Below are 12749 nucleotides of genomic sequence, written 5' to 3'. Positions count from 1 at the left end.
CATGACCTACCGCGACGACACGGAGAGCCTGCACGCGCAGGTCGAAGACCTCGAGCGGCGGCTCGCCGAGGCAGACCAGGAGATCGCGCGCCTCAAGGGGCTCGCGCCGGTCGGGGCTGCGCAGGCCGCACACGGGAACGTGGACCGCTGGGTGGGAGAGCCCCTGACGTACGAGGACACAGTGGAGCTCCCGTACCGTGTGGGCGAGCGGGGCTACGAGGCGATCGCCGCGCTGCTGACCGAGCGGCTCGGCACGAGCATCGCCCAGGTGGGGAGCACGCTGCGCGGTGGCGCCTTCAGTCTGACCACCGAGGGTGAGAGCACCCGCATCACCCTGCGCACGGACCTCCGGCCGCTGCGTGCGAGCGTGCTCGCCGGCGGGAGCATGGCGGCGCTGTTCGGCGGCCTGCCGTTGGTCGGCGTGCTGATGGACGTGACCCACAGCGCCGCGATGGTCGGGCTGCACAGCTTGTGGGCCCTCCCCGCCCTGGCAATCGCAGGGGGCGCCGCGACACGCCGGGTCGCAGCGCGCCGCGCGCGGGAGGGGCGCGCGAAGCACCAGGGCACGCTGGCCGCGGTGGTGGCCCTGGCGGAGCAGCACCGCGGTTCGGGGGGCACGGCGGCGCGCGTGCGCGTGGCGGAAGAGGTCGCCGAGCGGGGGTCCTGGGCCGCCGCCGAGGGCGCCTTGGACATCGTCACGGTGGGCGCGCACGAAGGCTCGTCGGCCGCCAGCCCGCCGACGGCGCGCGAGAGCGACCGCTGAACGCCGCACCTCGTCGCGCCGGGTGGCGGGTCGCTCGCCACGGACCGCAAGCTAGCTACACTGCGCCGCATGTCGCCGTCGTGGACCGCGGTCCGATCCCTACTCGCCACGCTGTGGCTCTCTGGCTGCCTCGCGCCATCCACGCTGGTCGGCTGTGGTTCGGCGGAGTCCACCACGGCGCAACCGAGCGCGGGCGGAGCGTCCGCCACGCCCGCCACGTCCACGACGGAACAGCCGGCTCGACCCCGTGAGGCCGACCCGGGCCACGAGGCGGAGCCCGCAGCGGGGGACGACACGGGCCCTGAGACTGCGCTGCCCACGCGCGCCTCGGAGGAGCCCACCGAGGCGACGACCGCCGCCGCCACCGACGCCGCAGCCGCCCCTGCCCCGTCTGCCCCCACGGCTGGCGACGTCGCGCCGGCCGGCCCGCGCGCGCATGGCCCTTTGCCGGCCGCCATCCGCGCGCACTTCGACGCCATCCGTCACGACCCCGCGCCGCCCGCCATCGTGCGCTCGAGCCACTACTACCGCACCAACGAGAACGCGCACTACGTGTACCGGGAGCGGGTCACCGACCTGGGCGGCGTCATGACCGGCGTGGGCAGCGATCAGCTCTATCTGCTCGCGGGCTGGGCGCACCCGGAGATCCTGGTGCCCCTCGACTTCGACGCCGAGATCACTCAGACGCACCGCGTGTTCGCCGCGGCGTTCCTCGCGAGCGAGACGGCGGATGACCTCTTCGCGCTGTTCGACGAGGACGGCTTCGGGACGCTGCTGGGGCTGGTCCGCACCCACTACGCAAACGACCCCGACCTCGAGAGCCTGCTGCGGACGGCGCAGCGAGCCGCTGGGCCCCTGCGCGACTCCCTGCGCTCCATCCGCCGGCGCTACCGGCAGTTCGGCGTGCCCACCTACCTCACCGATACGGCGCAGTACGACTTCGTGCGCGGGCTGTTCGTCGAGGGGCGCGTGTTCCCGGTGCGAGGCGACCTCACCGCCGACAACACCATGCTGGACCTCGCGCTGGCGGCGCGCCGCGCGCAGCTCCCGGTGCGCCTGGTGTACGTCTCCAACGCCGAGACCTACTTCGAGTTCGGGCCCACATATCGCCGAAACATCGTGGCGCAGCCGTTCGACGAGCGCTCCGTGTTCCTGCGCACGTTCCACTCGAACCTGGAGCACCCGGAGGGCGAGCCGAACTACCACTACAACATCGAGACGGGCCCCCACGTGGCAGCCATGATGCAGCGCTCGCCCATCGACAGCGTGCGGACCCTGCTCGTGCAGACGCGCAGCCGCACGGGCGTGCGTGGCCTGACCGAGATCATCGCGGAGCCCACGGGGGCGCAGCAGCCCATCGCGCCGCTGCCGGAAGGTCACCCGCTGGCCGCCCTGTGGACACCGCCTACCGCGTCCCCTCCGGCCGCGAGCGCGCCTGCTGCGGCGCCGAGCGCGCCCGCCACAGACGCGGAGTAGGGCCCTACGGGGCGCTAGGCAGGCTCTGCGCGCAGCGGAAGCCGAAGTGATGAATCAGCCGGTTGTCTGGCATGTGCCGACGTCGGTGGTAGCCCGTCGCGTGGGACGCAGGCCAGTACCACGAACCTCCGCGCACCACGCGCCGGTTGTGGCCCGGACACTCGTCCGCGCCTCCGCACGGCCCCTGCGGGTCTCGTCCTAGGCACGCCTCCCCGCACGCGGCGTACGTGGGCGACCACCAGTCCGCCACCCACTCCTCCGCGTTGCCCATCATGTCGAAGAGCCCGTAGCGTCCGGCCGGGCGCGCGGCGACTTCGTTGACGCGCCCCGAGGTGGGACGCGTGCTGCGCTGCTGACGTCCGCACGAGCGTCCGGTGCTGTCCTTGATGATGGCCAGCGTGCAGTCGGACTCCTGGTTGCCCCACGGGTGGGTGTCCCCGTCGGGTCCGCGCGCAGCCAGCTCCCACTCGGCCTCGGTGGGGAGCCGCTTGCCTTGCGCGCGACAGAAGGCTCGCGCGCTGAACCAGCTCACGCCCGTGATCGCCTGCGTCGGAGCGGAGAAGTCACGGTAGCGTGGTCCGTCGCGCGGACAGTCACGGGCTGCGACGCACGCCTGATACGCGCCGTTGGTGACCTCGGTCAGGTCCATGAAGAACGTGCTGACCTCCACCCGGTGCGCGGGCGTGGTCGTCGGCGCGCGGTCGTGGTTGTTGCCAGGCTGGTCGCAGACGTGGGCGTCCGCGTCCACGCCCATCACGAACGACGCGCCAGGGACGCAGGCCATCCCCTCGGGCGCGGCCGGGCAGGGAGCCGCAGTGGATGGCGCGCGAGGGGCAGGCGCTTGTCCGGGCCCTGGGGACGGACCGAGGGACGACCTGCCCGCGGGTGGGGGAGCGGGTTCCGCGGTCCGGGGTGGGTGCGCAGCGGGCGGAGCGGGGCGGACCGCGGGCTGTGCGTGGGCGTCGGCAGGACCAGGCGTCTCGCACGCCGACATCACGATGGCCGCGCAGAGCGACCACCACGGGCCGAGACGGCGGGCCGCCCCGAGGCACCGCGGCGTGCCCCCTCGGTCGGTGTGGTTGCAGCAGTCGAAGGGGTTCGGGAGCTGACAGAGGGCGGGTCGGGTGGGCGTCACGACAGCGACCATACAGGACGGCGCCCAGACTGCACGCCGGTCGCGAAGGCGCCCCGTCATGACGCGCCGACGCGCACGACCTGTTCCCCGTGGAACACACCGTCGGCCGTCCACCACGTGATCAGCCCGGACCCGCGATTGCCTCGGAGCATGGAGAGCCCGTGCAGGAGCGCCTGCTCCACCGGGAGCGACGCCACCTCGCGTTGCCACTGCCGATGAAACACGGGCGTGAGGCGCCGCACCCGTGAGAGCGAAGCGCTCGGATCGGCGGCCTGGCGCACCTGGGCCAGCGCGAGCCCCAGCCAGCTGCTGAGACGCGTGGGGTGTCCCTCGAGCGCAACGCGGAAGTCGGCTTCTGCGGACCGGGGATCGCCCAGCAAGAGGTGGGACTCGGCGGTGCACGCAGCGCTGTTCGGAAGCGGCACCATCGTGTTCGCCTGCCGGGTCATGGTGTCGAGCGCGGCCTGCGGGTCCCCCTTCAGGTTTTGAAGCGTGGCGAGACCGACGTGCCCCCAGCGCGTCCCCGGATCGAGGTCGAACGCCCGCGCGAGCCACGCCTCCGCGCCCTCGTAGTCCCCCCACCACAGCAGCAGCTCTGCGCCGTAGGTCGCGATCAACGGATGCGGTCCTCGCTCGGCCTCGAGCGCCGCGCACTGGTTGAGCACCTCTGGGAGGGGCAGCAGCGTCAGGGCCTGTCGGAGGATCGCCACGCGGTCGCGCATGGGCCGCGCGACGCGCTGCCTGCGCAGCGTCCCGTCGGGCCGCGGACGCGTGGCGGCGGCGCCCCAATTCCCGCTGAGCGCGTCGAGGGCGGCCTGCGCGAACGCGCGTGGCTCCTCGATGGCGGCGAGGTCCGGGAAGTCCGCGCGCAGATCGGCGACGAGTGCCCCGGGCTCCCCCTCGACGTCGTCCCACCCGGTCATGCAGCTCACCCGGCAGAGAGGCGCCGCCGCGCTGAGGGCGAGCGTGTCGGCGGAGAGCGCCGCGTAAGCCTGCATGGCCTCCTCGACGTTCCCCCTGCGGCGTAGCGACTCGGCCCAGATCAGCTCGTCGGCGGGCGCGCGGTCGGTCTCGGCGAGGAGCGCGGTCACGCGCTCGTGGTCGCCCGACAGCAGGGCCAGCGCTGCTAGCGTCGTCCGACGCTCCGGGCTCTCCGTCGCGCGCGCGAGAAGCGCCCGCGCATCCTCGAGGCGCCCTTCGTAGAGCGCCATACGCCCCATCAACAGCGTGTCGCCGCTGAGCGACGCGCTGCGTTGGGCGATGGTGCGCGCCTCGTCCGGGGCATCCACCGCGAGCATGGCGTCGAAGGCCTCCGCCGCGAGCGAGGTGCCGTGGACGAGCACCCGACGCCACGCGTCGACGGCCGTGGGGGTGTCACCACGTGCGGTCGCGACTCGCGCCTCGAAGATCTGCTCGAGGTCGGGCGGAGCGCTGGGTGGCACCAGCTCGCAGAGGCGCGCGGCGTCGTCGAGCCGCCCGAGGGCGATGAGCGCACGCACGCCGCTCTCCCACTGCTCCACGGTCGGTCGAGCGTCCGAGCTCAAGGCGATGAACGCGCTGTTCGTCGGCAGCTCGCGGCGCGCCCAGCGCAGCGCTGCACGTTGCTTCTCGATCCCGACCGTCGCGCCCTCGAGCGCGCGCTCGAGGGCGATGTCATCTCCCGTGGAGAGCGCCGCCTGCGCGCACGCCAGCTGCAGCGTGTGCGACGACGGGTTCTCCCGCAGCGCGTACTCGAGAGGAGCGCGCGCGTCCTCGGGGCGCCCCGCTCGCAAGAAGCTCATGCCGACCAGCGCGGCACACTCCGCCGCTAGGCTGGGGTCCTGCCGGGCCACGTGGCGCGCGACGCGGGCTGCCTCCTCCCAACGCCCCGCGCGGAAGAGCTGTCGGGCGAGCGTGATGGTCGAGGGGCTCGGCACGAGGCCGCAGCGTAGCGTCTCCCCCCCCCGTCGCGCCGCCAAAACCAGCGGGTGGCGCGGCGATTGCGCGGTGTCGCCCGGCCGTGCGAACGTCCACCCCCTCGTGAGTCAACCCCTCGATCGCCGCGCCGTCGCGCTCCGCCTGCTCGTCGCCGTGGGCGGCACCCTCGTGGCGCTCGGAATATTGAGCGAGGGTACGCCTCCCGCCGAAGCGGGAACGCGAACGCTCGCGGAGCTGATCGCGCCTCTCGCGCCAGGCCGTGAAGTCGCGGACGGATTCGTGCTCGCCTTGCCGCACCGCGGCGAGACCCACGACATCGTGCTGCCTGCGCGGCGGAGCCGAGGGGGGCGAACCACCACGGTCGAGCTGCACCTCCTCGACCGTGGCACGTGGCGCGGCGTGCGCACGAGCGCCCATTACGACATCGCGTGGGAGCAGCCGCGCTCGACGGCCACCCAGAATGAGTGCGAGGCCGTGACCGAGCGGCTGGCGTCCGTGGTACGCGCGAACGACGTCCGCGACGAGGTGCCCGTCGACGCGCTCACGCTAGCTCCCGACGTGCCACGCCCGCACATCGCCCGCGCTCTCTCGGGCGCGCGAGGGGGCCGCGCCTTCGCCATCGCGGCCCTGCTCGCGCTCACGACGTGGGCGCTCGCCACACTGCCGCTAGGGGGCTTCTGGGCAGGAGCGTTCTTGTTCGCGCTGGGGCTGGCCCTGCGCGTCCCGCACCTCGATGTCCCGTTCGTGCGCGACCAAGACGTCCAGCGCTTGTTCACGGGGCACGCGTCGCTGGTCGACATCTTCACGGGGATCGGGCTGCGTGACCGCCACCCCCCGCTGTACTTTGCGGTGCTCCATGCAGCACAGCTGTTCGGCCAGTCCGAGGCCGTCGTACGCGCCCCGGCGGTCCTCGCGGGCGCGCTCGCCGGTCCGATGCTCGTCCTCGCGGCGGCCGTGACGGACCGCAAGGTCGTGCTCGCCGCGCTCCTGGGTTTGGTACCCGCCACGTCCGCGTCGTTCGTGGCCCACTCCCGCGAGGTCAGCTCGCTCCCGTTCTATGCGCTGGTGCTGACCGTCCTCGCGATGGCGACCGTGCGCTATCAGCAGACGGGCTCGCGCGGGTGGTACTCTGCCGTGGTCGCGAGCGTGGTCGTGGCGCTGTTCACCTATTACACGGCAGTGTTTGCCGTCGCGGCGCTCTTGTGCTGCCTGCTCTGGCTCGGGCCGACCTACGGCGACGCGCGCCGAGCGCTCGGTGTGGGGCTCGCCTGCGGGTCCCCAGCGCTGGCGTTGGCGGCGTACACGTTCGTCCGGGACCGAGGCGCGCGCCTGGCCGCCGAGTCGCGCCCGTCACTCGCGTGGGGCGACCGGAGCGTCATCGGCACGGCCGAGGCCATGGCCGACGTCGTCCGCGAGGCGCTCGGCCCAGCCCTGGTGGTCGCAGCCTTCGTCGCCGTCACGTACGCACTCCGTCGGCGTGAAGGCCATGCCCCGATCGCTCTCGCTCTGGTCCTCGGCTCGTTCGTCGGCATCGCGGGCCTGGCCCCGGTGGCGCGCGTCCAACCCTACTACCTCCTCGCGGCGCTGCCGGTGCTGCTGCTCGCGGCGGCGTGGTCTCCGCTCCCAACGCACGCGACGCGACGACTCGCCGTGGTGGCGACCTGCGGGTTGCTGGTGTCGACCACCGTCGCGGATCGCACCATGGCGAACGCCACGCTCTACACCCCCGACGAGCGCGCCGTCGCGCCCGCCTTCGCCGCCCTCATCGCGAGTCGCCCGGAGCGACGTGTGGTCACCGTCGCGCACTACGACATGACGCTGTTCGCGTACTACCTCGGCCGCGCCAGCGGTGTGGAAGTGGACTATGCGTCCCTCGAAGCATGTGGCGACGCGTTCGCCCTGCGTGGCACTCCGTACGTCTTCCACCCCCTGGTGCAGACGCATGACGATGGCGCCTCTGCGGCAGGCGCAGCTGCGGCGCTGGACACGCTGGTGCAAGCTGGCCCGTGCCTGGTGGTCGACCGCCCCACGCTCCCCCTCGACGGAGTGCGCGAGCGGCTCCAGCGCTGCACGCCGCTGGACCAGGGCCCCGACGCCACGCTGTACCACTGCGCTCCGGACGACGTCGTCGTCGACGAGCCAGCGACCGATCCAGCCACGTCGGTGCCAGAGACCTCGTCGACGGGCGCGTCGCTTTGAATTTTCCAGTGGCGCGGGGTACGGTGCGCCTCCTGCCGGCCGTTCGAGACGAGCCTTGACCTACCTTGATCCAGACACAGTTGGGCCGATGCGCCGCGTCATCGGTCCCTTGGGGGCCCTCTCCATCGTGGCCGGGTCCATGCTGGGTGTCGGCATCTTCGTCAGCCCACCAGTCGTCGCGCAATTGCTCCCTTCGTCGTGGGCGTTCTTCGGCGTGTGGTTCCTGGGCGGAGTCTTCGCGCTCGCGGGGGCCTCGGCGTATGCCGAGTTGGGCGCGCGCCACCCACACGCGGGCGGCGACTACGTGTTCGTGCGCGAGGCGCTCGGTCCATCCGCGGGCTTCGCGACGGGCTTCATGCTGTTCACCTGTGTCTTCGCAGGGAGCATCGCGACCGTGGCCTCGATCCTCGCCACCGAACACCTCCCCGGCCTCCTGCGTGTGTTCGGCGTGACGCTCCCCACCGCCATCGCGCTGCCGTCCGGTGTGAGCATCGAGCTAGGACGCGTACTCGGGCTCGCGCTGATCTGGCTGCTGACAGCCATCAACCTACGGGGGGCCAAGACGGCCGCGCTGCTGCAGGTGTGGACCACCGCCATCCCGCTCGTGGCCATGCTGTCGCTGGCCGCGTTCGCCATCACGAGCGGCGCCGCCTCTCCCGGCGCACCCACCGAGGCCGCCGGCCCCATCACCGCGTCCGCCGTCGGCAAGGCGCTGGTCACCATCTACTTCGCCTACTCCGGCTGGAACGCCATCGCCTACGTGGGCGGTGAGGTCGTGCGCCCCGAGCGCACGCTCCCGTGGGGTCTGCTCGGCGGCACCGCGCTCATCACCGCGCTCTATCTTGTGGTGTGCTCGGCCTACACCGCCGTGCTCGGCCTGCCGGGGCTCGCGTCCGTCGCCGACGCCGGCATCGCCACGGCCGCCCACCTAGGCGGCCAGGCCACGCGCGTCGTCATCACGGCCTTGATCGTGGTGACCCTGCTGGGCTCGCTCAATGGCACCGTCCTGGCCGGCGGGCGGATCGCCGTCGCGATGCGGCCTGGCGGACACCAGGAAGGGCCGCAGCGTCCCCTGCTCTTGCAGGCGGGTATCGCGAGCCTGCTCCTGCTCACGGGCTCCTTCGAGCTGCTGCTGGAGCTCACCAGCATCGCCATGCTCGTCATCGGCACGCTCGCCGTGGTGTCGCTGTTCGTGCTGCGGCGCCGCTTCGGCGCGCCCGCCACGTACCGTGCGCTCGGCTATCCCTGGCTGCCCGCCACCTACCTCGTGCTCGCCTTGTTCGTGGTGGGGGTGTGCATCGATGGCTCCGTCACGGCGGTCCGCACGGAGCACGACACCCTCAAGGCGGCGCTGCCGCTGCTCGGCCTCCTCGTGTTCGCCGCGTCGTTCTTCGGGCACCGCATGCTGCTGGCGCGGCGCCGCTTCTCAGACGCCATCGGCGCCGAGGGGGTGGGGCTGGCTGCCGAGAACGTCGGCCCCAGCGTCGGAGAGTGACACTCGGTTCCGGCCGCGGCTCTTCGAGGCGTAGAGCGCCATGTCTGCGGCGCGCAGCAAGTCCTCTGGGCCGGGAGCGCGCACGGCGTCCAAGACCGCCACACCGAAGCTCGCGGTGACACGCACGCTCGGTCGGTGCTCGACCTGCACCGGCGTCGCCCCGAGCAGCTCGCGACACCGTTCGGCGACCCGTTGCGCCCCCTCGAGATCGGTGTCCGGCAGGAGCGCGCCGAACTCTTCGCCACCCAGACGCGCGAGGACGTCGGTCTCGCGGAGGGCCCTGCGCAGTCGCAGCGCCGTCTCACGCAGCACCTCGTCGCCCACGGCGTGTCCGTGCTCGTCGTTGATCCGCTTGAAGTGGTCCAGGTCCACCATCACGCAGCTCAGCGGACGACCGTAGCGGGTGGCGCGCGCGTGCTCGTGCGTCATCTGCTGCATGAAGTGGCGCCGGTTGTACAGGCCCGTGAGCGCGTCGGTCCGCGTGAGCTCGTGGAGCGCTGCCTCCCGCTTCCTGAGCTCGGCCAAGAGCACGTGGAAGAGCGAGAGCAAGAGCGCGCTCACCGAAGCGACGATGACCCACATCAGCGCCGTCCAGAACGTCATCATCTCGGGGTCGTCCTGCGGCGCGACGCGGAGCAGGGGCGCGTAGGGGATGAGACCACGGAGCCGCGCCAGCTCGGGCAACAGGAGGCCGATCACGACGGTCCCCACGGCGGCCCAGGCGATGCGCGGGGGAAAGGTGAGCATGCCGAGTAGCCCACTGCCCAAGAGCACCACCAAGAACGGGCTGGTGACTGGCCCGAGCAGGTACACCGCATACAGGTTGGGGAGGGCATAGAGCTGCACCGTCAGGTGTCCCAGCCACGTGGGACCCTCCTCCTGCCGGCGCATGATCGTGGCGGTGTAGGCCATCAGCGAACACCAGACGAACGTATAGGCGACCAACACGTAGAGCGTGATCTGCAGCACGTGGACGTCGAACACGCCATGCAGAGCGTCAGCGTGCAGGGCGTACTCGCACACGACCCAGTACATGACCGTGAAGGGGACGACGAGCGCTTGCAGCATGAAGCACCGCTCAGCCAACGAGCGGTCACGGAGATGTCTGTCGCTGGGCAGGGACAGAGCATGACACGTGCATGGACGAAGACCCATGTGGTCATCTTCCGTACCCCTGACGGCGTGGCTGCGCGCGGAGCGCGCGAACGGGCGCGTACCAGCACGGACCGCGCGGGAGGCAGTGCCGACGCGCGATCCCCCGGTTACACTCCCCGACATGCGCGCACCTCTCGCTCTCACGCTCGTATCGCTGGTCTCGGTGCCTCTCGGCTGTGGTGGAGGCGATGGCGGGAGCAACCCTCGCGCCGACAGCGGCCCCGCCCAGGCGCCCAGTGCGATGTGTGGCAGCGTGCGCCTCACGTCCTACAACGCGGGCTCCCAGGGCTGGTGCGAGTTCCCGCGCAACGCGAACTTCCTGCCGAGCTTCGTGCGCAACGGCGTGACCGGCGCCATCGCCGAGCCCTGGAACGGCAGCTCCTACGACGGCGACCCGGGCGAGGCCTGCGGCGAGTGCTGGGAGATCGACACCATCAACGGGACCGAGGTGGTGATGATGACGGACCTCTGCCCCATCCAAGGCAACCCCCTCTGCGCAGGCGGCCACTTCCACATCGACCTGGCAAACGAAGCCGCAGAGGCGGTGGGCGGCGGCGCCAACGACGAGGGCAGCGCGAGGCGCGTCGCGTGCCCCGTCAGCGGCGACATCCACGTGCGGGTGAACGACCGCAACCCCACGTACCTGCGCTTCGCGCCGATGAACCACCGCATCCCAATCCGCTCCGTAGCGTTCCGCGGCGCTGGGCCAGGCGTGGCCGCCGACAACCCGTGGACCGACGCGCGCCGCAGCGGAGGCGCGTGGGAGGCCGTGGGCGGCACGCTCGCGCGGGGCGGCACGGGCATCGTGTTCCGCTTCACCAGCGCACAGGGCCAGGTGGTGGAGTCCACCGAGATCATCCCCACCAGCGGCGGCAACGGCGTGAACGTGGACGTGGGGGTGCAGTTCACGGACCAGGAGCCCAGCAGCGGTGGCGCGTGCGAGTTCATCCCGCCCGCCGTGGTGTACGGCGAGGAGTTCGGCGGTATCGACGAGATGCGCTGGATCATCAACCCCTGGGGCGCCGCCGAGAACGGGCCGTACGGTCCCTACGATCAGGACTGCTATGCGGGCAGCTCGTGCCTGCGCATCCGCGACCTCGACCAGTGGACGGGCTTCCACCTGTACTACCGACAGGCCTTCCCCAGCAGTACGTTCCGCACGCTGTCGCTGCAGGCGCGCACCGTCTCGGGTACAGGGCGCATCCAGGTCACGCTCAGCAACGAGAACGGCGACCGCTGCACGGGCACCACGTTCGACATCGGCGAGACCTACACGGAGATCACGCTCGACATCGCGACGGTGTGCGCGGAGCTCAGCCCCATCGCGAGCGTCACCATCGACAACCCGGGACCGGACATCGGGCTGCTGCTCGACGACGTGATGTTCATCCGCTGAGCGCGGCGCTGGTGTCGCGGCGCCTCGGGCCACAGTGGGGCGACGCTTCGTGCGACGTCGGGCACCGCGAGAAGCCGCTCAGCCGTGGCGCACCGCGTCGAGGCGGCCGTAGTGGCGGTAGCCCAGCTTGTCCAGCGCCTCGCGTGGAGCCAGGCCGATGTCCACCAGCGTCTTCAGGGAGTACGTGCCCGCGAGCACTGGCGGGCCATAGCTGCGCCGCGCCTCGGGGGTGCAGAACGCGGGCAGCGGGAACAGGGGCTGCAAGCTGTGGACGTGGATGAAGTGCGCCATGCTCGTGCGGGAGTAGCCCGGCGTGGACGGCGCCGTGATGACGTGTGGAGTGGCCAGGAACGCGCCACCCGTGAGGATCTCGAGCTGCTGACCCACCTGCGCCACGATGCAGCCCGGCGGGGGCGCGCCGTGCACCAGCTCCCCCTTCGGATGCTCCTCCGTAGGGCGCGTGCGCAAGTAGAGGCCGCTGGTGCTGTCCGGTCGCGCACACGGCGCCCCGCTCGGGTCGAAGAAGCGTCCGCCTGGGAGCAACGTGAGCAGGTTGAAGTCGGTGTGTTCTTCGCCCCACACGATGCTCGCGTCAGCGGCCTGCTCGGCGCTCAGCGGCAGGTAACGCAGCGCGCGGGTGACGTGCGGTCCGCCCCCCGTGCGCTCGGCGAACGTGTCGGCGGGCAGCCCGAGCGACGTGGCTGCCACGGAGAGCACCTGCATGCCCACCGCGTGGATGGCGCGCCCGAGCGACGAGTAGCGCCGCTCGAAGTCCGGGGCGTCCTCCGGCCAGCGGTTGTCCGCGTAGATCTCCGGGTAGACGTCGCGCAGCTCGTCGTCCAGCGGCTCGGGCGCGATGAAGTAGCACTCCTTGAAGTCGGGCTGACCCCCCGCGATGACGGCCTTCTCCGTGTTGGGCGGCGTCCAGCCACGCTGATACCAGATGTCCCCCGAGGCCCAGGTCTGCTTCTCGGCCTCGGGGCGCGCGCACAGGGCGAGGAAGTCGTCGTAGAACCCGGAGAGCTCGTCGGCGTCGAGCCCGTGGGAGCGGATGTAGACGAGCCCGAAGTGACCCAGCCCGGCGCGCACGGCGTCCTCGGCGCGCACACGGGCGGCGGGATCGGGAGAGTGCGCGTCCGCGAGATCGAGGACGGGGAGTGCGGTGGGGCCTCTGGTGCCGACGGACATGCGTCGATCGCTACCCGTTGCGGAC

General features: G+C 71.9%; 9 protein-coding genes. 5 read left to right on the top strand and 4 right to left on the bottom strand.

Annotated features, from left to right (window positions below; genetic code table 11):
* Position 1 precedes the first annotated feature (1 nt).
* Both H6726_09580 and H6726_09575 read left to right on the top strand, forming a co-directional pair.
* The gene (locus tag H6726_09580) at positions 2-763 is read left to right on the top strand and encodes a hypothetical protein (GenBank protein MCB9657884.1); all 762 of its coding nucleotides are present in this window, start codon (positions 2-4) and stop codon (positions 761-763) included.
* 69 nt (positions 764-832) lie between these two features.
* Positions 833-2239 (top strand): hypothetical protein, encoded by a 1407-nt coding sequence (locus H6726_09575; protein MCB9657883.1) that lies wholly within the window; start codon positions 833-835, stop codon positions 2237-2239.
* A 4-nt stretch (positions 2240-2243) separates the two neighbouring features.
* Here the strand turns inward: H6726_09575 and H6726_09570 are convergent, their stop codons facing one another.
* Both H6726_09570 and H6726_09565 read right to left on the bottom strand, forming a co-directional pair.
* On the bottom strand, positions 2244-3023 hold the full coding sequence (locus H6726_09570; protein MCB9657882.1) for an SUMF1/EgtB/PvdO family nonheme iron enzyme: 780 nt from the start codon (positions 3021-3023) through the stop codon (positions 2244-2246).
* A 407-nt stretch (positions 3024-3430) separates the two neighbouring features.
* Positions 3431-5290, bottom strand: a complete 1860-nt coding sequence (locus H6726_09565; GenBank protein MCB9657881.1) for a tetratricopeptide repeat protein — start codon at positions 5288-5290, stop codon at positions 3431-3433.
* A gap of 103 nt (positions 5291-5393) precedes the next feature.
* Here H6726_09565 and H6726_09560 point away from each other — a divergent pair, with 103 nt between their 5' ends.
* Together H6726_09560 and H6726_09555 are read left to right on the top strand one after the other, a co-directional pair.
* Entirely contained in the window at positions 5394-7490 is a 2097-nt protein-coding gene (locus tag H6726_09560) for a glycosyltransferase family 39 protein (GenBank protein MCB9657880.1), read from the top strand.
* Between the two features lie 88 nt (positions 7491-7578).
* Complete coding sequence (locus tag H6726_09555; protein MCB9657879.1) at positions 7579-8985, top strand: amino acid permease; 1407 nt, start codon at positions 7579-7581, stop codon at positions 8983-8985.
* On the opposite strand, the gene H6726_09550 is transcribed toward H6726_09555, so the two are convergent.
* The gene (locus H6726_09550) at positions 8917-10053 is read right to left on the bottom strand and encodes a GGDEF domain-containing protein (protein ID MCB9657878.1); all 1137 of its coding nucleotides are present in this window, start codon (positions 10051-10053) and stop codon (positions 8917-8919) included. The two genes, H6726_09555 and H6726_09550, sit on opposite strands and share 69 nt — an antisense overlap.
* A gap of 208 nt (positions 10054-10261) precedes the next feature.
* Here H6726_09550 and H6726_09545 point away from each other — a divergent pair, with 208 nt between their 5' ends.
* The gene (locus H6726_09545; protein ID MCB9657877.1) at positions 10262-11536 is read left to right on the top strand and encodes a hypothetical protein; all 1275 of its coding nucleotides are present in this window, start codon (positions 10262-10264) and stop codon (positions 11534-11536) included.
* Positions 11537-11614: 78 nt separating this feature from the next.
* On the opposite strand, the gene H6726_09540 is transcribed toward H6726_09545, so the two are convergent.
* The gene (locus H6726_09540) at positions 11615-12724 is read right to left on the bottom strand and encodes an isopenicillin N synthase family oxygenase (protein ID MCB9657876.1); all 1110 of its coding nucleotides are present in this window, start codon (positions 12722-12724) and stop codon (positions 11615-11617) included.
* Between the last annotated feature and the right edge of the window lie 25 nt (positions 12725-12749).

It is taken from the genome of Sandaracinaceae bacterium, from assembly GCA_020633055.1.
Classification (GTDB): Bacteria; Myxococcota_A; Polyangia; order Polyangiales; family Houyiibacteriaceae; genus JADJJE01.
This window is presented reverse-complemented; position numbering and strand designations above follow the sequence as displayed.

Bases quoted from the DNA above. Each gene is read 5' to 3' on its own strand.
- H6726_09575 (MCB9657883.1), top strand. From the start codon at position 833: ATGTCGCCGTCGTGGACCGCGGTCCGATCCCTACTCGCCACGCTGTGG.
- H6726_09580 (MCB9657884.1), top strand. From the start codon at position 2: ATGACCTACCGCGACGACACGGAGAGCCTGCACGCGCAGGTCGAAGAC.
- H6726_09570 (MCB9657882.1), bottom strand. From the start codon at position 3,023: ATGGCCTGCGTCCCTGGCGCGTCGTTCGTGATGGGCGTGGACGCGGAC.
- H6726_09545 (MCB9657877.1), top strand. From the start codon at position 10,262: ATGCGCGCACCTCTCGCTCTCACGCTCGTATCGCTGGTCTCGGTGCCT.
- H6726_09550 (MCB9657878.1), bottom strand. From the start codon at position 10,053: ATGCTGCAAGCGCTCGTCGTCCCCTTCACGGTCATGTACTGGGTCGTG.
- H6726_09555 (MCB9657879.1), top strand. From the start codon at position 7,579: ATGCGCCGCGTCATCGGTCCCTTGGGGGCCCTCTCCATCGTGGCCGGG.
- H6726_09540 (MCB9657876.1), bottom strand. From the start codon at position 12,724: ATGTCCGTCGGCACCAGAGGCCCCACCGCACTCCCCGTCCTCGATCTC.